Annotated in this window: 14 protein-coding genes; 10 read left to right on the top strand and 4 right to left on the bottom strand. The window is 49.1% G+C overall.

The genetic code is table 11. The features are described from left to right. Positions 1-33: 33 nt before the first annotated feature. Positions 34-3,267 carry a VPS10 domain-containing protein gene (locus BM318_RS00460; RefSeq protein WP_092979815.1) on the bottom strand — a complete coding sequence of 1,078 codons (3,234 nt, stop codon included), beginning with the start codon at positions 3,265-3,267 and terminating at the stop codon, positions 34-36. Between the two features lie 180 nt (positions 3,268-3,447). Here BM318_RS00460 and BM318_RS00455 point away from each other — a divergent pair, with 180 nt between their 5' ends. The 9 genes from BM318_RS00455 to BM318_RS00415 all read left to right on the top strand — a co-directional run bounded on the left by BM318_RS00455 (position 3,448) and on the right by BM318_RS00415 (position 14,204). Continuing rightward, a complete protein-coding gene (locus BM318_RS00455; RefSeq protein WP_092979813.1) occupies positions 3,448-4,965 on the top strand; it encodes a TIR domain-containing protein in 1,518 nt (505 codons plus the stop codon). A 98-nt stretch (positions 4,966-5,063) separates the two neighbouring features. Next, complete coding sequence (locus BM318_RS00450; RefSeq protein WP_143099892.1) at positions 5,064-5,810, top strand: hypothetical protein; 747 nt, start codon at positions 5,064-5,066, stop codon at positions 5,808-5,810. A gap of 70 nt (positions 5,811-5,880) precedes the next feature. Next, entirely contained in the window at positions 5,881-6,882 is a 1,002-nt protein-coding gene (locus tag BM318_RS00445; protein WP_092979810.1) for an MBL fold metallo-hydrolase, read from the top strand. A gap of 5 nt (positions 6,883-6,887) precedes the next feature. Next, positions 6,888-7,640, top strand: a complete 753-nt coding sequence (gene bla / locus BM318_RS00440) for a subclass B1 metallo-beta-lactamase (protein WP_092979809.1) — start codon at positions 6,888-6,890, stop codon at positions 7,638-7,640. A gap of 80 nt (positions 7,641-7,720) precedes the next feature. Further along, on the top strand, positions 7,721-8,452 hold the full coding sequence (locus BM318_RS00435; protein WP_092979808.1) for a DUF4328 domain-containing protein: 732 nt from the start codon (positions 7,721-7,723) through the stop codon (positions 8,450-8,452). 141 nt (positions 8,453-8,593) lie between these two features. Then, a complete protein-coding gene (locus BM318_RS00430) occupies positions 8,594-8,947 on the top strand; it encodes a hypothetical protein (protein WP_092979806.1) in 354 nt (117 codons plus the stop codon). A gap of 126 nt (positions 8,948-9,073) precedes the next feature. After that, on the top strand, positions 9,074-10,486 hold the full coding sequence (locus BM318_RS00425) for a DEAD/DEAH box helicase (protein WP_092981994.1): 1,413 nt from the start codon (positions 9,074-9,076) through the stop codon (positions 10,484-10,486). A gap of 58 nt (positions 10,487-10,544) precedes the next feature. Beyond that, the gene (locus tag BM318_RS00420) at positions 10,545-11,069 is read left to right on the top strand and encodes a hypothetical protein (RefSeq protein ID WP_092979804.1); all 525 of its coding nucleotides are present in this window, start codon (positions 10,545-10,547) and stop codon (positions 11,067-11,069) included. Between the two features lie 48 nt (positions 11,070-11,117). Continuing rightward, positions 11,118-14,204 (top strand): WD40/YVTN/BNR-like repeat-containing protein, encoded by a 3,087-nt coding sequence (locus tag BM318_RS00415; protein ID WP_245759696.1) that lies wholly within the window; start codon positions 11,118-11,120, stop codon positions 14,202-14,204. A gap of 6 nt (positions 14,205-14,210) precedes the next feature. Here BM318_RS00415 and BM318_RS00410 read toward each other — a convergent pair whose 3' ends face one another. Continuing rightward, positions 14,211-15,206, bottom strand: coding sequence for a sugar phosphate isomerase/epimerase family protein (locus BM318_RS00410; RefSeq protein WP_218154971.1), 996 nt, complete (start codon positions 15,204-15,206; stop codon positions 14,211-14,213). Positions 15,207-15,237: 31 nt separating this feature from the next. Next, a complete protein-coding gene (locus BM318_RS00405; RefSeq protein WP_092979800.1) occupies positions 15,238-16,632 on the bottom strand; it encodes an amidohydrolase family protein in 1,395 nt (464 codons plus the stop codon). Positions 16,633-16,716: 84 nt separating this feature from the next. Between BM318_RS00405 and BM318_RS00400 the strand changes: the two genes are divergently transcribed. Further along, positions 16,717-20,118: a ThuA domain-containing protein gene (locus tag BM318_RS00400; RefSeq protein WP_092979798.1), complete on the top strand. Its 3,402-nt coding sequence runs from the start codon at positions 16,717-16,719 to the stop codon at positions 20,116-20,118. 10 nt (positions 20,119-20,128) lie between these two features. Here BM318_RS00400 and BM318_RS00395 read toward each other — a convergent pair whose 3' ends face one another. Beyond that, entirely contained in the window at positions 20,129-21,760 is a 1,632-nt protein-coding gene (locus tag BM318_RS00395) for a M1 family metallopeptidase (RefSeq protein WP_092979796.1), read from the bottom strand. Between the last annotated feature and the right edge of the window lie 5 nt (positions 21,761-21,765).

The following is a 21,765-nucleotide window of genomic DNA, read 5'->3' as shown; positions in this document are numbered from 1 at the left end:
CCCTCGGGTTACACGCTTCTCAAAGGCCGCGGATCACTCATCTATTTTAAACGACTCGGTCTCTTTGAAAGGAGAAAGTTCCAGGGCCTCGATGGTGGCTTTGTATTCCGGCCATTTCTCGGTAAAAAAGGCATTGGTAGCATCTAAAAACGCATTGAGATCCTGCTCCGCAAATTCCATCAAACGCTGTTCTGTTGCGGTTAGCCCATTGGGCCGTGTTACCGAGTAGTAATATGCCCATTGCATACGCTCACTAACGGGGACTTCTTTGGTAGCGGTTATCCCCTGGCGTTTGTCCTCTTTGCCCAGGTAGAGTGCCATTACCGAATCGATATCTTTTACAATGGCCTTGGAAGCCTTCTGTTCGTCCTTAAAGCCCTCTTTGTCTTTGTCCTTCAGGGTCTTCATCAGGTCCTCGGCTGTTTTCTTGCTCTCCGCCAACTGTTTCATGGCATCGGCCGCCGTTTGTTGCCATCCTTCCAGTTTGGTAGCTGCCGCGTAGGCATCATCTATTGCCTTAGCAGGCACATCGAGTCGGGGATCGGTTGCCACGGTGACCGTGGTTGAATCCTTAGCTTCCCCAAAATGAGCAACTACTTTATATGTTCCCGGTTTTACGGTTGGACCTCCTGGTTCCCGGTTGCGCTTGCGCAGACTGCGAGAGGGCCGGTCGGCCCCGGCCTCATCCAGCCCCCAATAGATGCGATGCAATCCTGCTGAATCCGGGGTCTTATACTTCAAGGTTCGAATCAGGCGCTCCCCATCGTAAAACTTAAAGATTACGGAATCCTTTGTGGGCTTCTTATCAGCGACCATGGCTTCAGTATCCCCATCTTCAGCGTTTTTATCAGCCTCATTCTTTACTTCTTTCTTGGGATCCGGTTTGCGATCTTTCTTGCCTTCTTTGAGGTAGTACGTAATCATAGCGCCGCCACGCCGGTTCTCGCCATTAAACAAAGCATCTCCTCCGAATCGGCTTCCAGTAGGTTGCTGGTATGCGGCATCGTAGGCTGTTGGTGCCGGAAAAAGGGCAACATCTTTCGCCAATATGCCGCTGTTTCCAGCCATAGCGCGAAGGGGACGGATATCGTCCAGTACCCAGGCTGCGCGACCAAAGGTTCCAATGATCAGGTCCTGTTCGCGCGGGTGGATCACCAAGTCTTTGGTACTTACGGTAGGGAAACCGTGATCCCACTTATCCCAGCTTCCTCCTGCATTGAGGGAATAATATAAACCGTCGTCGGTACCCAGGAACATCAGGTTGGGATTCTCCTTGTCCTCAACGATTGACAGTACATAGGAACCCACATCCTCGCTGTCTACTATGCGCTGCCAAGACCTTCCATAATCCCGGGTACGCCAGGCATAGGGGGTATAGTTATAGCGCCGATAATCATTCGCGACCAACAGGGCCTCTCCGGGACGGGTGGCCGAAGCCTTAATCTGCGGGATCCAGCTTCCTGCTGGCAGTCCTTTGATGTTCCCGGTAACTTCCGTCCAGCTCTCCCCGCCGTTGGCGGTGTAATGAACCCGGCCATCATCGGAACCGACCCAGAGCATATTGCGCTCTACTGGTGAAGGTTCAATGACCAGCAGGGTCGTGTGATTTTCTGCACCAGTGGCATCCATGGTGAGCCCCCCACTTTCGGTTTGTTTTTGCTTCTCCGGATTGTTCGTGGTCAGGTCCGGGGAAATAACCTCCCAGGTAAGTCCCTTATCCCGGCTTTTGTGCACAAACTGGCTGCCAAAATAAACGGTATTGTTATCGAAGGGATCCTGCCCAATGGCCGAATTCCAGTTAAAGCGCAGACGCGTAGAGTCGTCCGGCGAGGTAGGCCTAACGATGTATCCATCCCCTGTGATCCAATCGTAGCGTACCACAAAACCTTCCTGGCTCATGGCATAACCGTAGCGACTGTCGTCCGGGTCGGGGACTACATCAAAACCGTCGCCGAATGCGATTTCCTGCCAGTAATCGTTGCGGATACCCTGGGCTCGCCACACATAGGCCGGTCCGCGCCAGGAACCGTTGTCCTGCATACCGCCGTAAACATTGTAGGGAAACTCATTGTCTACCGAAATATGATAGAACTGGGCTACGGGCAGGTTACCTACAAATCGCCAGGTTTTCCCGCCATCCTTGGTAAGGTTGAGCCCGCCGTCATTACCGTCCATCATAAATTGCCCGTTTTCCGGATGGATCCACCAGGCATGGTGATCGGGGTGTACGCCATTATCTACTCCATAAGCGGGCATTAACTGGGAGAAATTCTTTCCTCCGTCCTCGCTCACATTCACATAGGTAAAAACCGAATAGATGCGATTTTCGTTCTGCGGATCTACATGGATATCCGAATAATAGAAAGGTCGGTTTCCGATATCGTTTTTGTCGTTGATCTTTTTCCACTTGAACCCGCCGTCCTCAGATTTATAAAGCGCATTTTTCTTGGATTCGATTAATGCGTATATAATGTTGGGCTTGCCGGGCGCAATAGCCAGGCCAATTCGTCCCAAATCCCCTTTAGGCAAACCATCGTTTTCCCCGAGTTGTTTCCAGGTAGCACCCCCGTCATGGGTCATGTACAGCCCGCTTCCAGGTCCTCCCGATTCAAAGAACCAGGGCCAGCGACGGTGCTCCCACATACCTACCAGGAGTTTGTTGGGATTCGTAGGGTCCATGACCATGTCTCCAACCCCTGTCTTATTATTAACGAAGAGAATTTTATTCCAGGTTTTCCCGCCATCCGTAGTTTTAAATACCCCACGTTGCGGGTGCTCGCCCCAGGGCGTTCCGATGGCACCGACGTAGACGGTATTGGGATCGGTAGGATCTACGATAATTCTGTGGATATGCCGGGTTTCCTCCAGGCCCATAGATTGCCAGGATTTTCCGCCGTCCAGACTGCGGTACACTCCGTAGCCGCCATTGAGGGAGTTACGAGGGTTCCCTTCGCCGGTACCCACCCAAATGACTGAGGGGTTACTTTGCTGAATCGCCACTGCGCCGATACTTGCCGTAGGTTGATCGTCAAAAATGGGCTCCCATTTGATACCGCCTGAGGTAGACTTCCAAAGGCCACCGGAAGCAGTCCCTGCATACATGACGTCGGGATTGTCGGTTACCACGTCAATGGCCGTTACCCGGCCACTCATGCCGCCGGGGCCAATGTTGCGGGGCTTGAGGTCGCCCGCGAGTTTCATGTTAAAATCTTGTGCAAACAGGGGGAAGGCTGCCAATAGCAACCCGAGGAGTAAAGCTCTTTTCATTTGAAGTATAGTCGATTAGTCGCCTAAAGGTATGAAAACGGCAGGGGGAAGGCACGTTAAAGGTTTGTTAAGGGAAAGGATAAGACCCAAGAAAATATTCCCGTAAAATGCAGGAATATTAGTAAGATTTTGCTTACTTCGGACAACACTCTAAATATCTAACCATTTTAGATCTTTTGTATGAAAATTTACTTAGAAGATGTTTTTAAGACCTCTGGAACCCCAACGCATACTTTTGTTAAGCCTGTAGAATATACCAAGCTTGTAGTTGCCTTGAGAACTAAAGGTCGTGGCTTAGTTGTGGAAGGGCCATCAGGAATAGGTAAAACAACAAGTATAAATAAGGCAATTGAGGAAATAGGACTATTAGCATCGGTTACCTCTCTTTCTGCCCGGAAAAAGGAAGATGTCGAAATGATAAAACTTTTACCGGAGTTTTCGGATATGGGTATTGTAATTGTTGATGACTTTCATGTTTTGCCCAATGATATTAAAAAGGATTTATCAGATTTCATGAAAACCTTAGCCGACGAAGATTCGGAATCATCGAAATTAATACTAATTGGTATTAACAAAGCTGGAGACTCGTTAGTTTCCTTTTCTCCAGATTTAAACAATCGAATCGATACTATTAAGTTTGAAGCTAACCCTGAGGAGAAAATAGAGGAAATGCTCACTTTGGGTGAAAATGCACTTAATATTGAATTAAACATTAAGAGTGAACTTATCTCTGAATCAAAGGGTAGCTTTCATATTGCTCAAATGCTTGCCAAGGAAACCTGTATTAGTTGTGATATTATAGATAACACCTCTGGTATTAGTATTACGGATACTAGTTTAGAAACGGTTCGATCCAAAGTGATTCAGGAATTAGCAAGACTATTTTATCCTAAAGCGAGAGCTTTTGCAATAGGATCAAAACTTCGAAAAGAGGGCAGGGCCCCATATTTGCATTTACTCCATTGGTTAGCAATTAGTCCGGAGTGGTCAATTAATATTGATGAACTACTTTCCCAACATCCTGAAATGAAACTTAGTATTAATCAGGTTGTTGAAAAAGGCTATCTAACCAAACTTATCGGAGAGAACCCTATGTTACAGGATGTTATTCATTATGACGATCACTCTAACATATTAACCGTAGAGGATCCAAAATTTTTATTTTTCATTCGAAATATTCTCTGGAACAAATTTGCCGAACAAATAGGTTTCATAGGAGTAGAATTCTCTAAACCCTACGACTTTGCACTTTCGTTTGCAGGTGAGAATAGGGATTTGGCTGAATCACTTTTCGAGAATCTAACGGATAGGGAAATAGCGGTTTTTTATGATAAAAATGAGCAACATAGAATTCTGGCGTTAAATGTGGAAGATTATTTGGCCCCGATTTATAATTCAGAGGCGGATTTCGTTGTAGTCTTGATTAGCTCTGACTATCCAAAAAAAATATGGACCAAATTTGAATCCGAACATTTTAAAAAGAGATTTGGCGAGAATGCTATTATTCCTATATGGTTTTCGGACACAGATTCGAGTCTTTTTGATGAATCTAGAAAATATGGTGGTATGACATTCGATGTAAATGCTGAATTTGATACAGAGGTCTCCAAGATTGTTGAAATGCTTTCTAAAAAGCTTGAGGAGAAAAGAAGAGATAGAGCTAAAAAAAAGGAGGTGAACTCACCCCAAGATGAATAATTCTTATAAAAATATTGGTGGCTAAGTATTAATTGTACCCGTAAATTTTGATTTACGATTTCAGAAAGACATACCAATCCTATTCGAATCTGGACTTGATGCGCATTCTGGCCTTCAAGCACGAATACCAGCCTGAAGCAATCGCGGCAGCGCAGGAAGAAATTGCGGATCGTACCCTCAGTGAAGATGAAAAGTCGCAGATACAACAGCAACTCCAGAAAGAACAGGCCGATAAGGAACGCAGAGCGGCATCCGAATTAGCCCGCCAGGCCCGTTGGTCCGGCATCGGAACCAGGCTTTCAGGGGCCATCAATCCCATCTCAGAAGGGAGTTCATCGCTGCGAAAGCGCATTGTCATCCTCTGTATATTTTTTGGGTTGCACAGCCTCTTTATCTGGTATACCGGAGTACAGTACCTGCAATATGTATTCGACAGTCCACTGGGCTCTTCCGTTATTTTCTTCCTGGAAACCCTGCTCCTGATGCTGCTAATCCCTTTGGGTGTTTTCCTGTTTTGGATAGGGAAACGGGCGGGATGGATCCTGCTCATGGGCTATACCTTGTATTATATTTTGAGCGCCCTGATCGGTTTTATCGTAATTCTCCGGATGCGACCGGTAGAATCCGGCTTGCTTTCGACAAGCAGTTTTTACGATCGGCTCGTAGATGTTCCCAGTGCCGGGATGGTATTTGTGCTATTCGCTGCCTTTTTGGGCATTGCCTGGACTTTGGATAATTCCAGGCTGAAGGCGGCTTATAAGGTCACCAGTAAGAGCTATATCTGGGCGGTGACCCTGATGCTGCTGATTCTCGTAGTCTCCTTTTACTCCTTTTCCTATTACTAGACCACCGGGTTCTTCTTTTTTTGTAGCTCGGGGGAATACCCTAATTTGCGTAAGGCCGGCAAAAGTTAGTATGAAGAAGTTCCTATTCGCGCTATTATCGCTCAGTATTATCTCCTGCGGGGAGAAGGCAGATTCCAGGGGAGGGTCATCCGAATCTGAAACGCCGGTCACTGAAGCCCGGATCGAGACCCTGAAGATCCCGCCATTACAACATACTTCGCTGGTTATTTTGGGGAATGTTCAGGATGCCGGCTCACCCCAGGCGGGCTGTCAAAAGGAATGCTGCGCTGATCTATTCGAAAATCCGGATCGTACCCGGCAGGTGGTTTCCTTGGGATTGGTCGATATCGATGACGGTAAATCCTACCTATTTGAAGCAACCCCTGACATCAGCGCCCAACTGGAATATCTCGGAAAGCTATCCCAGGCAAATAGTATTGTCCCCAACGGAATATTCCTCACCCATGCGCATATTGGCCATTACACCGGGCTGATGTATTTGGGGAAAGAGGTAATGGATGCCCGGAAAGTGCCGGTTTATGTTATGCCCAGGATGCGTGACTTCCTCGGTCAAAATGGACCCTGGGACCAGCTGGTGCGCCGGGAAAACATAGCCCTTCAGGACTTGAGCGATGGTGTACCCGTGAGCTTATCGGATCAATTACAGGTAACCCCATTAAAAGTTCCGCATCGGGACGAGTACTCAGAAACCGTGGGCTACAGCATCCAGGGGCCCGAGAAGAGCGCTTTGTTCATACCGGACATCGACAAATGGGCACTGTGGGAACGCGACATCATTGCAGAAATACAGCAGGTAGATTATGCTTTCCTGGATGCCACGTTTTACAGCGGTACCGAATTGGGCAATCGGGATATGAATGAGATTCCCCATCCATTCATTTTGGAGAGCCTGGAACAGTTCAAGGGTCTTCCACCCGAACAAAAGCAGAAGATTATTTTCATCCACTTTAATCATACCAACCCCGTACTGGACCCAAATAGCCCGGAAAGCCTCTCGATTTTGGAGCTGGGTTATCGTATTGGTCGTTACGGGGATCGTTTTCCGTTATAGTTACTATGAAGCAGCTACGAGCACATTATGTCGCATTTATCTTTCTCCTGGGTATATCCTGGACCTACGCCCAGGACAATGCCCCGGAAATAGTTTATGAATCGGAGGAGCTCATTCTTGAAAAAATCAGTGAGCAGGTTTACCGGCATATTTCCTATCTCCATACCGAGGACTGGGGCAAGATTGCCTGTAACGGTATGCTGGTACTAAGCGAAGGCGAAGCCCTTGTTGCAGATACCCCGGCGAGCCTGGAAGGTACCGAGGAATTAATCAATTGGCTTACGGCCGACCAGCAGGCGCAAATAAAAGCCGTAATCGCCACGCATTTTCACGCGGATTGCCTGATCGGACTGCCACTCTTTCACCAGAAGGGTGTACCCTCCTACGGATATCGTAAAACACCCAGATTGGCTCAAAAATCAGGGGGAACTCCTCCACAGCAGGTCATTGAATCCTATAAAGAGTTCAAAATCGGGCAGCGCAGCGTACAGATTCAGTTTGTGGGCAACGGGCATACCCGGGATAATTTACTGGTTTATGTAGCCGAAGAAGAAGTGCTCTTTGGTGGATGTCTGGTTAAATCCATTGGGGCAGGAGAAGGGAATCTGGAAGATGCCGTTGTACGGGAATGGTCCAAAACAATGGCCAGTACCAGGGAGGTATTTCCCAACCTCAAGGTGGTAATTCCTGGGCATGGTCTACCCGGAGGCACAGAACTATTGGATTATACGGCAAACTTATTCAGTAAAAAACGCTAGCTGCTCATCTTATTTCCGGGCACCTTGTCGAATTATTTCAATAAGTGGGGCACCAGGACGTTTCCTCTTAAAACCAACCTATGGAATCCGTATTGACCCTTGTATCGGAGGAAGCTCCGGCGGCCGGCATCGAAATCAAGAGAAATCGCATGCGCCGCAATTTTGTCTATGTACTTTTTGGCGCATGGGCCACCCTGACTTTAGCTGGAGTAGCTTCTGGATACTGGCAAATAAGCCTGCTGGAGGAATTCCAGGCTACGGGTATGATCGACCCCGATGAGGCGACCCTGAGCGATTTTATTCACGGGGGCATCGGTATCCTGCAGAGCATCATATACATCGCAACAGCCGTGCTGTTTTTGATGTGGTTCCGCAGGGCATATGCCAATCTTCACCGGCTTGGGTTAACCTATTTGCGCCATAAAGACGACTGGGCCATCTGGTCGTGGATCATTCCAATTATATCCTTCTGGTATCCGGTTCGTATCATGAACGAAATCTGGAACGAAACCGGGGAACAGGCCAAAAAACTCAGCCCAGACTTTCAAATTCCTGAGGGGAAATGGGTCATCGGCATCTGGTGGGCCCTTTTCCTGATCGATAATTTCCTGGGTCGCATCCTGCTGCGCTCTGCTTTCAAGGAGGAAACCTTACCGCAAATGATCCAAAGCACGGAACTCATGATGATATCCGATGCCGTGGGCGTACTGGAAGCCGCCAGCTTAATGTACCTGGTGTGGGCAATTGGAAAAATGGAATTATCTCTGGTAGAAGGAGTTAGAAGAAACGGCGGTCGTGTAGCCAAGGATTAAAACCCACTGAAATCAGCACCTGAAAAAGGGGTCACAAAAATATTTTGTGACCCCTTTTATATTTCGGTGTCTTAATAGTGTAGGATTTCGGCCAAAGTGTATATTTGCGCCGCAAAATTCAAAACGAACACCCTGAAAATCATGAAAATATGGTTTACCATCTTACTGCTCGCACTTGGCGGATTGGCTTACGGACAGGAAGAAAACAATACTAATGAAAAAGAAATTCCTGCAGTAGCTGAGACAGCGAAGTCAGAAGCCGAACGCCAGCAAGCGGTCAAAGAAGAGGCTACGGCCCTGCGTAAGGCAGAAATGCGTAAACGCGAGAAAGAGCTGAAGGCCCGGAAAGCCGAGATGAAGGCCGAGGAGAAGCGTGTAAAGAAACAGAAGAAGGCGCTTAAAGAACAGAAAAAACAATACAAAGAGGAGCAAAAGAAGCTTAAGCAAATTAAAAAAGCAGAAAAAGCCCTCAAAAAGTCCGGAACGGACAATTAAGATAGTGATACGGCTCAGTAACGAGGGCCAGCTTTGATGATGGTTGTAGGAACGCGGGAGAGATCCCGCGTTCTTTTTTTGTTACCCATCGGTATTATTGACTACCTTCGCGCCCTAATTCCACCTATGACATTCGATCAGTTAGCGTTGAGTGAACCGATTCTGCGAGCACTCAAACACGAGGGTTACACAAACCCAACCCCAATTCAATCCCAAGCCATCCCCGAATTACTTCAAGGCAAGGATATCCTGGCCAGTGCACAAACCGGTACTGGAAAGACAGCTGCCTTTGTAATTCCGATCCTGGAGAAGATTTCCACAACCCGTCCGGCCAAGAAGGGGTACAGACCAGTTCGCGGACTTATCCTGACGCCTACCCGGGAGCTAGCCCTCCAGATAGAGCAGAGTATTCGGGCTTATGGTCGTTACACCAACGTCCGCTATACGGCGATTTACGGTGGGGTAAAACAAAACCGACAGGTCGACGCGGTGCGTCGGGGTGCAGATATTATTGTGGCCACCCCGGGGAGGTTGTTGGATTTAGTAGGACAAGGCTTAATCGATCTTTCGGGAATCCAACATTTTGTGCTGGATGAGGCGGATCGTATGCTGGATATGGGCTTTATCAATGATATTCGCCGGATTATCCGCGAGTTACCGGAACGTCGCCAGAGTCTGTTTTTCTCGGCTACATTACCTCGGGATATCGTAACCCTGTCCAAAGAGATTCTCCAGGAGCCGGTGCGGGTATCCGTGGATCCTGTTTCGTCTACTGCAGATTCGGTTACCCAATATGTGTATAAAACAAACCGTCCCGATAAAAACGCCCTCTTGTTGCATATTCTGGAGGATCCTAAAATGGAGCAGGTCCTGCTTTTTTCACGTACCAAACACGGAGCGGATAAAATTGTACGGAATCTGGGCAAGGCGGGAATACGTGCGGTTGCCATTCATGGTGATAAATCCCAAAATAAGCGTCAGCACGCACTTAAGGAGTTCAAGGCCGGTAAGATTCGCCTTCTCGTAGCTACAGATATTGCCTCCCGGGGAATCGATATTGAACAATTGGGTTATGTGATCAATTTTGATCTTCCCAATGAATCCGAAACCTATGTCCACCGCATAGGACGTTCCGGGCGGGCAGGGGAATCAGGGATAGCCATATCGTTGTGCGAACCCGAAGAACTCGCTTACCTAAAGGACATCGAAAAGCTCATCGGACAATCTCTGGAGGAAGTAAAGGACCATCCTTTCCCCCAAACCGACAAACCGATGAATGCCCGGGAACGCAAAGAGTTCGAAAAGGCTAAAGCCAGGCGTCGTCAGGAGCACTTTGCCCGTAAAAAAGAAAAGAAAAACAAAACTGGCAAAAAGCCCAAGGCAGCAGCTGCCGGAAATGAAGAAAGAAGTCGTAAGAACAAACCTTCAGGCAAAAACAAATCACATCGGGGCAAAAACTCGAAATCCAGAGCCGGGAAGCCCAAAAGATCTAATTGGGGCAAAAAGAAAACCAATTCGTCAAGGTCAGGTCGCAACTAAATCCATTGTAACGATTTGGTAACCGTAGCGTCAGATAGGGCAACCAACCTTTCTGATAATGTTACATAAGTTTCTTTCCCGACCATTTCTTGCGGCCTTAATTGCATTCGGCCTGGTTAGTCTGCAACTGTTTTATGAATATACCCATGGTGGAGTTGTAAGCCACCACCTGTTGGCGCGGGAGGATATGCCGGCGATCAGCAACTGGTTAGGATTAATAAGTATCCCATTACTTGCCTACCTGGTGGTGAGATCACTCCGAAGCCGGGTTACACGAAATGGTGATGATGCCCGTACAGGGATAGCTGCTGGATTTGTAGGAGGATTGGCCTATGGATTATTGATGTCCGGGTTATGGGAATTTGACCTGGATGCCTATATGCCTCCGCTCTTGTTGCTACCCTTGCTCCTGGCTTTTTTCCTTCCTGTTTATCGCTGGGAATGCTTTCTGGGTATGGTCCTGGGGATGGCCTGGACCTTTGGGGGGATCCTTCCCATTGCCATTGGTTTGCTGCTTGTTCTGTGTTGCTGGATTATTTATAAGGGAATCCGCGGGGGAATATTGCGTTTAATCAACAGGTGATTTTTGTGGATTGCGTATCTTTTAAACCGAGAATCGCAAACCACCAACATGAAAATGAAAATTACTCGCTGGGGTACAGCGCTTACCCTGCTTCTGGCTTTCCTTGCCAGTATCTCGCCAACCTCACTTACAGCACAAAATACAGCCGACGGACAACTCCCAAATTTGGATGCTCTCGAATATCGGGAACTGGGACCTTACCGGGGGGGACGGGTTACCGCCGTTGCCGGGATCGCTTCCCTTCCCGGGACATTTTATTTTGGAGCTACAGGAGGAGGCGTTTGGAAATCGGAAGATTACGGTCAAAGCTGGGAGAATATCTCGGACGGCTTCTTTAAAACCCCTTCGATCGGAGCCCTGGAGGTTGCCCAAAACGATCCAAACATACTTTATGTCGGGACAGGAACCGATGGCCTGAGATCGAATGTTATAGAAGGAATGGGGGTCTATAAGTCCATCGATGCCGGGAAGAACTGGATGGAAATTGGCCTTGAAAATACCGGCCAGATCGGGGGCTTAAGAATCGACCCCACCGACCATAACACCGTCTATGTTGCAGCTATCGGTAATGCGTTTAAGGATACTCCGGATCGCGGCCTTTACAAGACCACCGATGGAGGCAAAAACTGGGAGCGCATCCTTTACATTTCACAGCAAAGTGGAGTCAGTGATGTAGAATTACTCCCGGGGAACCCGCGAATTGTTTTTGCAACAGCGTGGAAAGCGCGACGGACCCCCTGGACAATTATCAGCGGGGGCACTCCAGCAGAGGGCGGTATTTATAAAAGTGTAGATGGTGGAAGCACCTGGTCTTCGATAACCAAGGGCCTGCCTTCAGAACTAATTGGAAAGATAGACATTGCCGTGTGTCCTTCAGATTCCCGTATCGTATATGCCCTGGTAGAGGCACCCGGGAAACAGGGTGGCTTGTATAAATCTACTGACCAGGGGGAAAGCTTCACCCAGGTTAGTTCCCATAATGGGATTCGCACCCGCCCGTTTTACTATACCAACTTGCGGGTAGATCCGACGGATTCAGAGCATCTGTATGCGCTGGCCACGGGTTATTATGAATCCGAAGACGGGGGGGAGACCTGGAGCCGACTGCGTCCACCGCATGGCGACAACCACGATCAATGGATTAATCCGAACAATCCTGATTTATTTATTCAGAGTAATGACGGGGGTGCCAACGTTACCCACAATGGAGGTAAAACCTGGTCTACTCAGTTTAACCAGCCTACGGCAGAAATTTACCAGATCGAAGCCGACAACCAGTTTCCCTATTGGGTTTATGGAGGGCAGCAGGATAATTATTCAACGGTAGCCGTACCCACCCTTCCACCTTATGGAATCCAGACGGCAGGACCCGGTTATATCCTCAATACAGGGGGATGTGAGACCGGCCCGGCGGTACCCCATCCGACTAAATCGGATATCGTCTATTCCAACTGCAAGGGACGATTTACCGTCTACAATAAGCGCACGGGCACCGAGCAATCGTATTATGTCGGTGCGGCGAATATGTATGGCCATAATCCCAAGGATTTAAAATATCGATTTCAGCGGGTTAGCCCCATTCACATAAGTCCTCATGATCCCGCAACGATTTATCACACTTCCCAATTTGTGCACAAGACTACAGATGAGGGCAAAACCTGGGAAATCATTTCTCCCGACCTGACTGCCTTTGAGGCCGATAAACAGGTAATTTCCGGGAGCCCGATCACCCGGGACATTACGGGTGAGGAATTCTACAGTACCATTTATGCCATCCGGGAATCCCCGGTGCAGGCCGGTGTAATTTGGGTAGGTGCCAACGATGGTCCGGTACATGTAACCCGAGATGGTGGAGCGTCCTGGAGCAAAGTAACGCCACGGAATTTGCCACCCGGGGGTAGGGTAGATGCAGTGGAACCCTCTCCTCATGATCCGGCCAAGGCTTATATCGCGGTATTGCGGTACCAGCTTGGAGACCGGAAACCCTATATCTATAAAACCGAAGATTACGGCAGGTCCTGGGACTTATTAACTCCGGGGAACAACGGACTCCCTTCAGGGGTGCCTACTCGGGTAATTCGGGAGCATCCGCAACGGGAAGGCTTACTTTTTGCAGGTACAGAAACGGGTGTTTTTATGTCTGTGGACGATGGTAAAAGCTGGGAGAAATTCCAGCAGAACCTGCCACTCACCCCAGTGACCGATATGAAATTGCACCGCGGAGATCTCGTCCTTTCCACTATGGGACGAGGATTCTGGATGATGGATCGGGTAGACCTACTTGCAGAGGCCCTGGAAGCTAAAGCCGGAACGGATGGCCCCATGATCTTTAGTGCTGCAGATCATTTCAGGTATCGCAGTCCTTCAGGAGGTTATGGCAGTGATTCCCCCCGCTACCCCAATCCAGGTGTTATCCTGGATTATATCCTACCTAAGGGATCGGATTCCCTGGTACGTCTCGACATCCTTGATGCTTCGGGCAAGGTGATAAATTCCTTTAGCAATGATAGTATTCCCCAGCCCGCTACCGGGGCCACGTGGGATATGGCAACTGGTTTTACCGAGTACATCGTTGACAATCGCCTGAGTGCCTCACAAGGGCTGAACCGTTTTACCTGGGACATGCGAATGGCGGGTCCCTGGCATCCCAATGCTCGGCGACGTTTCCGCAATGGTCCCCTGGCGGGTCCGGGCACCTATACTGCACGAATAACTTCGGGCGATCAGGAAGCCCAGGTGAGCTTTGAGCTCAAAATGGATCCGAGGGTACTCGAAGCCGGAGTTACTTCCGATGAAGTTGCCGACCAATTGCGCCTGGCCGTACAGGTTCGGGAGGCTATTGGGGAAACCCTGAGATTGCAGGACGAGGTAGAATCCCGCATTGAGGAAATCGATGGACAAAAAAGAAAATCCGATGCAGAAACGAAGGAGCTGGAAGCCCTGGAGAACTTAAGGGATCAGCTTAAAACCGCCGAGGGAATTTATATGCAGCCCATGCTGGCTGATCAGTGGCGTTACCTGTATTATATGCTGCTTCAGGCCGATCAGGCCCCCGGAGCAGATGCCCGGCAACGTTATTCAGAATTAAATGCCACCCTTACGAGTCTCAAGTCGAGTTACGAGGGATTGGATTAAGTCGGATTATAGGGCGTTGAGGTAGTCGTGGCTCGTTTTCAGGGCTGTCTCGGGATTTGCGACCAAATCCTGTTCCACGAAAAAGTGTTCTACTCCGCCGGCCAGTGCGGTGTCAATGATGGCTTCCAGGTCCAGGACACCGGTCCCTGTACTAGCCATAAGTGGCCATAATTCCATCCACTGGGTGGCGTCTCCTCCGTCGCCGGAAAAGTATTTTAATTCCACCATGTCCTTTAAGTGCATGAGCTTATAGCGGTTGGCGTACTTACGGAGATACTCGACCGGATTGGCACGTCCGGCAACGGTCCAGAATATGTCCATCTCCAGAAAAACCAGTTCTGGATCTGTTGCCTCGATCAGCGTGTCAAAGGGAATTACCCCGTCCTGCTCCTGCAAGCCATAACCGTGATTGTGATAAGCAAACCGAATTCCCAGATCCCGTGCTTCTGATCCGATGCTGTTGAAGGTTTCTGCCATACGCTTATAGTCGTCAAGGGTTTGACGCTTGTCGTCTGGGATGGCGGGTAGCACTACGTAGGTCGCCCCCATAGACCGGGCTTCCTGTGCAAGGGCCGGCAGCTTATTTTCCAGGCTGTCGAGATCGGTGTGCAGGGAAGGAATTCGCAAACCCAGTTCATTAGCGAGGATCTTAAAATCGTTCCGCGATTTTTCAAAATACCCACTCCCGCTGAACCCGAGCATGGGAACCAGCGAAGCCCAACGCTCCTTGTTGCTTTGGGCACTGATGGGATAAGGGCCGTATAATTCGATTTCCGAATAGCCCATTTCCGCCAAAATCTTTAGCCCTTCTGCCGGATCGGCTTCCATTAGCTTGGGACAGGAGAAAAGCTGGATACCAATCCGATTTAGCTTTTGGTAGAGCAGTGCACGTAATGGACTGTAAGGACCCTGATGCGATATTGCCGCCCGGGTAATTCCGGGCAGGAACCCCAAACTTGTCGCGGCGAGACCTGAGGTTTTTAGAAAATCTTTGCGTTTCATCAAAATATGGTGTTAGGTGCTGGCTGAACGTTTACTCCTTATCGAGTTTGGCAATACGGGCTAGCTCTGATTGAATGACATCATGTGAAATCCAGTTACCCCGCAGCATTACTCCCTGTAGCTCCTGAAGGGCGTCCAGGTCTTCTAAGGGGTTGCCCTTAACCAGAATAAATTCGGCGGATTTACCAACCGCTATGCTACCAAACTCCGACTCCATTTCAAAGAATTGGGCGGGGTAGAGGGTTGCCGTTCTGAGAATTTCTGCATTGGAAATTCCGGCGCGCTGCATTCCGTCGATTTCATGATGAATAGAGAAACCCGGTACATTGAACAATTGGGGGGCGTCCGACCCGAGAAGAAGCCCCGGACCTTCAGCGGAGAGCGCCGCGATCAAATGAAGCCGGATTGCATCGAATCGTTTCCATTTTTCCGGATCCCACGCGGGGTCTTCCATGTATTGATTTTTAACCGTTCTCCAGTTTTCGAGCGTGGCTGCTGGCATGTATTTCATTTCCTCCTGGGCCAACAGGCTATCGGCAGTGGTAGGGGCAAACCATCGCTCAAACAGACTTTGCGTAGGGACAATTCGAACATTTCGTTCCTTGCTTAAGGCCACTAATTCTGCGATTTTGGCGGTGTCGGCCAGATCTGTGAAATTAAACCCAAAAAAGCCATTGGCATCCGGGGATACTCCGGCCGATTCCGGGACAAGACCTTCGAGATATCCATCTACATGGTCTATCGTTGCATAGCCGCTTTCCAGGGCATGCCTGATCCCAACATCGACCGGGACATGCCCGGCAAAAGGAATGCCAGCTTCTTTGGCGGTACGCACCAGGGAATCGAATACGGGCCGCTTAATACCAGGATGGATCTTTAGAAAATCATAACCTTCTTCAGCGTATTGCCTTACCCGTGCTATCGCGGTCTCAGCGTCCGGGATACTGTTGCCATTCAGAGAAGGGCTGGAGGTGTAAATTCGAGGGCTGAGTACAGCACCATCCAGTGCTTCTTGCCGCAGCGATAAATGTCTCGGGTGGCCAAGCATACCGCGAATGGTGGTGACCCCGCCGGCCAGATACAGGAAGAGCGTAGCTTCAATGCGCTCCTCAGAGGTCGGGGGTGAAGGGATATGGGCATGCATCTCTGTAAGCCCCGGCACTACATAGGCGCCTTCCCCATCGATCCTATTTACAAATGTTTTCGTCTCGACTTCTTGTGGAAGTATTGCGGTAATTCGTCCGGAATCTATTACTATATGTTGCAGGTCAGAAACCGTGCCCTCGCGAACATCCACGATATGGACATTCTCAATGAGTTGACCAGAATCCGGGGTAGTAGTTGTTTTATCCTGGCAGGATAACAAGGTCGTTGAAACAGTGATTATCAAAACCAGTGCGCGCTGGAACAGGGTGGAATAGCTCATGTTTAAAGATAAGCATTCTTTAAGCTAAGCGGTTTGAAATGCGTACCTTAGAAACTTCAATCGAAATAATCCAAACTTTCTACAATGAAGAAGATCCTGGGCCTTATGGCCTTATTCCTCCTTATCCTTCCATTAACTTCCTGTGACAAGAAACGCGAAGGCGACCCTAAAATTTTGATATTCAGCAAGACCATGGGCTTCAGGCATGCGTCCATTCCAACAGGGATCGAGGCGATACGCGAGCTGGGATCTGCCAATGGGTTCAGTGTGGATGCCTCTGAGGACGCCGGTGTGTTTACCGATGAGAACCTGGAGCAATACAGTGCCATTGTCTTTTTGAGCACTACTGGCGATATCCTCAACGCAGTGGAAGAAGCGGCCTTTGAACGCTACATTCAATCTGGAGGAGGTTTTGTCGGGGTTCATGCCGCTACAGATACCGAATACGATTGGGGCTGGTATGGCCGGTTGGTGGGCGCTTATTTCCAAAGCCACCCTCCGGGAATCAAGACCGCCGACTTTACCATAGAAGATTTCGACCATCCGTCGACCGCCCATTTTGAGAATGCCACATGGAACCGATCCGATGAGATGTATAATTTCTATAATATCAACCCGGATCTCAATGTTTTGATCACTGTTGACGAATCGACCTATGAAGGAGGTGAAAACGGGGATTTCCACCCAATGGCCTGGTACCACGAGTTCGATGGAGGGCGCGTCTTTTACACCGCGCTGGGTCATACCGAGGAGAGTTTTTCCGAAGACGATTTCCTCAAGCACCTACTGGGAGGAATTCAATACGCCATCGGAGAGAATTTAGTTCTGGATTACGATGCTGCCCATTCTGAAATTCCTCCAGATGCGAATCGTTTCTCGAAAGTAACCCTCTCCAGAGGGGAGTTTTTTGAACCCACAGAAATGGCCATTTTGCCCAATGAAGATATTCTGATCGCTCAGCGTCGCGGGGAGATTATGCTTTACGAGCAGGCCACCGGCGAATTAAAGGAAGTTGCACTCCTGGATGTTTATCACAAAACACTAAACACTCCTGGGGTCAATGCTGAAGAGGGTTTAATGGGCTTGCAAAAAGATCCCGACTACGCCCGAAATCATTGGATTTACGCCTACTATGCTCCCACAGGGGAGGCAGAAGTAAATCGTCTTTCCAGATTCAAGTATCAAGATGGGAATTTTGACCTCGACAGTGAACAAATTATCCTGGAGGTCGGAAGTGATCGTGAGATTTGTTGCCATACCGGGGGCTCAATCGCCTTTGGTGGAGACGGCCTGCTCTATCTTTCCACGGGTGACAATTCCACCCCCTTTAATCAGGCCGACGTAAAATATGTAAATAACGGTTTTGCACCTTTGAACGATATCCCGGGAAGCGAGCAATTCGATGCCCGTCGGTCTTCCGGAAACACCAATGATTTACGCGGAAAAATCCTCAGGATCCGCGTCAATGAGGATGGCAGTTACGACATCCCTAAGGGCAATCTATTTCCCGAAGGAACGGCAAATACCCGTCCGGAAATTTATACCATGGGTCACCGCAATCCCTATCGGATTTCCGTAGATCCCAAAAATGGTTATGTCTATTGGGGGGATGTAGGTCCGGATGCTTCTGGAGATAGCCTTCAAACGCGAGGCCCCAGGGGTTACGATGAAATGAACCAGGCCCGGGAGGCAGGGAATTATGGCTGGCCGCTATTCATTGCCAACAATAAACCTTATAGGGCCTATAACTACGAAACCGGGGAGAGTGGGGAATCCTTTGACCCTGAAAAACCGATCAATAATTCCCGAAATAATACCGGGCTGCAGGAACTTCCGCCTGCGCAACCTGCAATGGTATATTATCACTATGGTGAAAGTGCCGAATTCCCGCAGGTGGGGTCGGGCAGTCGTAACGCTATGGCCGGACCGGCGTATTATACCGACCTCTACAATGGAGAAGGTGCCTTACCGGAATATTACGATGGGAAAGTTATTGTCTACGACTGGATGCGGGGCTGGATGAAGGCGGTACACCTTTTCGAGGATGGTACGTTTAATAAGTTGGAACCTTTTGCAGCCGATATCGAGCTGAGAAATCTCATTGATATAGAAGTAGGCCCAACGGGCCGAGTTTACCTCCTGGAATACGGTTCGGGTTGGTTTAGTCAGAACGAGGACAGTGGCCTGGGATACATCGATTATGTAGGTGGAAACCGTCCGCCCATGCCAGAGGGGCTGGAAGTCGAAATCAATTCTGGTCTTGCACCCCTATCGCTCAACGCGACCTTGAATGCCTCCGATCCGGAAGCAGATGCTATGCGCTATATCTGGACGTTAAGTAACGGAGATAGTCTGGTTACCGATTCTCCCGAGCTCGTGCACGAGATTGCTGAGGTAGGGGAGTACGAACTCATTGCCCGTGCTATGGATAGTGAAGGCCTGATTTCTGAGGCTCGCAGTGAAACCATCTATGTAGGGAATTCGCGACCTGAAGTTAAAATTACCCTCGGCGGGGGGAATACCTCCTTCTACTTGCCAGGGCAACCCATATCTTATGAGGTTTCCGTTATGGACGAAGGGAAGGCGATGCCTTTAGACGACGAAGCACTTTTTATCTCTGTGGATTATCGTGAGGGGATGGATGAAAGTTCCCAGGATTTCGGACATCAGGAAGCCAGTGCTGAGATTAGTGGGAAGGCGATTGCCCAGGCGCTGGATTGTAAGACCTGTCATAAAGAGGCTGAGGCATCTATCGGCCCAACCTATTATGATATTGCAGCGAAATACCAGGAGGGTTCTATGAATTCAAGGATCAAATACCTGCAGGAAAAGATTATTTCCGGAGGCTCCGGAGTGTGGGGTGCTGTTGCAATGCCTGCCCACCCGGATCTCAGCCCGGACGATTCCCGGCAGATTGCGAGCTGGATTGTGAGCCTTACCGATGAAAGTCCTCGTCCTTCCTCCCTGCCAGCCTTAGGCAAAGTAGTTCCCGGCCCGTCTGAGGCGGGTAAAACCCTGATTCTCACGGCTACCTACACGGATGCCGGACAGAATGGGATTCGACCTTTGACTGGAGGAGAGCGAATCGTATTATCTCCGAGCAGGGTAGGGATCAATGCCGAAATGGAGATGGAAGGTTTCCAGCACATGCGTTTCGGAGGTATGGATCTGGCATTGATCAATGCAGATAACGGTTACCTGAACCTGGGTAACTGGGATATGTCAGGAGTCCAGAACCTCATGCTTCAAATAGGTTGGCAATCCCCTCCTGCTGTAGGAGCGGATTTTCAATTGCGAAAAGGAAGCGCTGAAGGAGAAGTTATCGGACAGGGTACCTTTATCCCCCCAACTGTTGGGCAAGGTGGCGGAATGATGCTGCGCCTCGATGCGCCACAAAGCGGAAAACAACCCATATTCCTGACCTATTCACGCAGTGGTGCCGGAGATTCCGATATCATGGCGCTGGTCGGCTTACAGTTTATGTAGAAGAAGTGTTTTATTTCCCGGCTTCCCGGTAGTCCACATAAAAGTTCGGATCGAATTGCACAGCCGTTCCCGGCAGCTTTTCGCGCTTCCACTGTGAATCGGGAAAGATCCATTTTTCGGTGCCATCCGCGAATATCCGAACGGGCATGTCAAAGTCTTCGACCACCCCGGTGTAGCGGAATTTTAATTCATCCCCTTCCTGTTGATACTCCAGAACTGGAATTGACGTGGTCCGCAAGTACTGATTAAAAAAAGCGCTGAGGTCCTTCCCGGAAGCTTTACTGATGTAATTCTCAATCTGTGCGGTGGTTACTGTCTTGTGGTAAAACTCCTCATTCAGACCCCTGAGAATGGATCGCCACAAATCGTCGTCTTCGATCAGTTGCCTTAAGGTGTGCAACATATTGGCACCCTTGTAGTACATGTCGCCGGAACCTTCCTGATTGACATCGTATTGGCCAATGATGGGTTTGTCGTTTTGAATGTTGGCCCGGGTGCCGATTACATAGGCCGCGGCGGCTTCTGACCCGAAGTGGTAATCCAGGTAGAGATTTTCACTGTAGGCGGTAAAACCTTCATGGATCCACATATCGGCCGCATCTTTGTAGGTAATATTGTTGGCAAACCATTCGTGGCCTGCCTCGTGGATAATGATAAAATCAAATTTTAATCCCCAGCCGCTGCCTGAGAGATCGTATCCCCGATAACCATTCTGGTAGCCATTGCCATAGGTAACGGAGCTCTGGTGTTCCATACCCAGGTAGGGAACCTCCACCAGTTTAAAACTGTCCTCATAAAAAGGGTAGGGGCCAAACCAGTGTTCAAAAGCATCGAGCATTAATGGCACTTGCTTGAACTGTTCCCGGGCCTTGTCCAGGTTTTCAGGCAAGACATAGTAATCCAGGTCTAACTGCCCATTTTCTCCCTGGTAGGTGTCTTTGAAATTCACATAATTCGCCACATTGGCATTAACGCCGTAATTGTTTATCGGATTGACCACTTTCCAGTTATAGGTTTCCATGCCCCCGTTGACCTGTTTCGAAATAAGCCTTCCATTGGCTACCCCAACCAGGGGTTCGGGTACCGTAAGGCTAATAGCCATACTATCGGGTTCGTCATACATATGGTCCTTATTGGGCCACCAGACACTGGCTCCCAGTCCTTGGCAGGAAGTTGCGATAAAGGGATTGCCTGCTCCGTCCTGCTTCCAGGAAAAGCCGCCATCCCAGGGGGCATTGACGGCTACCTTTGGATTGCCCGAAAATTCCAGGGTAATCTTTGCCTTTTCTCCCGCCTTTTGCTTCTTCTTCAGGCTTATAAAATGCGCATTGCCTTCCTTACGAATGTCCAGGGATTTCCCATCTTGTGTAGCCCCAGACAATTGCATGGGAGGTTGTAAATCAATTTGCAGTACCTCGCCCGGGGCAGTAGCGGTATAATGTACCGTGTTGGTTCCTTCGATAAATCGCTCATCGGGACTTATGGAAACATCTAAATCGTAATAGGTTAGATCCCACCAGGCGCGCTCCGGGGTGATACTTCCCCGCAGGCTGTCCTGACGGGTAAACTGATTTTCCTCTTGCCCTAAAAGGCTGAATGGCAGGCAAAATACCAGGAGGAAGGAGTAGCTTTTAATATTCATAGTAA

The organism is Robiginitalea myxolifaciens, from assembly GCF_900115205.1.
Taxonomy (GTDB): Bacteria; Bacteroidota; Bacteroidia; order Flavobacteriales; family Flavobacteriaceae; genus Robiginitalea; species Robiginitalea myxolifaciens.
Note: the sequence above shows the minus strand (reverse complement) of the source record. Positions and strands in the feature narration are given on the sequence as shown.

What these genes read in the sequence shown, in the direction of transcription:
- BM318_RS00460 (WP_092979815.1), bottom strand. Translation starts at nt 3,267, where the DNA reads ATGAAAAGAGCTTTACTCCTCGGGTTGCTATTGGCAGCCTTCCCCCTG.
- BM318_RS00455 (WP_092979813.1), top strand. Translation starts at nt 3,448, where the DNA reads ATGAAAATTTACTTAGAAGATGTTTTTAAGACCTCTGGAACCCCAACG.
- BM318_RS00450 (WP_143099892.1), top strand. Translation starts at nt 5,064, where the DNA reads ATGCGCATTCTGGCCTTCAAGCACGAATACCAGCCTGAAGCAATCGCG.
- BM318_RS00445 (WP_092979810.1), top strand. Translation starts at nt 5,881, where the DNA reads ATGAAGAAGTTCCTATTCGCGCTATTATCGCTCAGTATTATCTCCTGC.
- bla (WP_092979809.1), top strand. Translation starts at nt 6,888, where the DNA reads ATGAAGCAGCTACGAGCACATTATGTCGCATTTATCTTTCTCCTGGGT.
- BM318_RS00435 (WP_092979808.1), top strand. Translation starts at nt 7,721, where the DNA reads ATGGAATCCGTATTGACCCTTGTATCGGAGGAAGCTCCGGCGGCCGGC.
- BM318_RS00430 (WP_092979806.1), top strand. Translation starts at nt 8,594, where the DNA reads ATGAAAATATGGTTTACCATCTTACTGCTCGCACTTGGCGGATTGGCT.
- BM318_RS00425 (WP_092981994.1), top strand. Translation starts at nt 9,074, where the DNA reads ATGACATTCGATCAGTTAGCGTTGAGTGAACCGATTCTGCGAGCACTC.
- BM318_RS00420 (WP_092979804.1), top strand. Translation starts at nt 10,545, where the DNA reads ATGTTACATAAGTTTCTTTCCCGACCATTTCTTGCGGCCTTAATTGCA.
- BM318_RS00415 (WP_245759696.1), top strand. Translation starts at nt 11,118, where the DNA reads ATGAAAATGAAAATTACTCGCTGGGGTACAGCGCTTACCCTGCTTCTG.
- BM318_RS00410 (WP_218154971.1), bottom strand. Translation starts at nt 15,206, where the DNA reads ATGAAACGCAAAGATTTTCTAAAAACCTCAGGTCTCGCCGCGACAAGT.
- BM318_RS00405 (WP_092979800.1), bottom strand. Translation starts at nt 16,632, where the DNA reads ATGAGCTATTCCACCCTGTTCCAGCGCGCACTGGTTTTGATAATCACT.
- BM318_RS00400 (WP_092979798.1), top strand. Translation starts at nt 16,717, where the DNA reads ATGAAGAAGATCCTGGGCCTTATGGCCTTATTCCTCCTTATCCTTCCA.
- BM318_RS00395 (WP_092979796.1), bottom strand. Translation starts at nt 21,760, where the DNA reads ATGAATATTAAAAGCTACTCCTTCCTCCTGGTATTTTGCCTGCCATTC.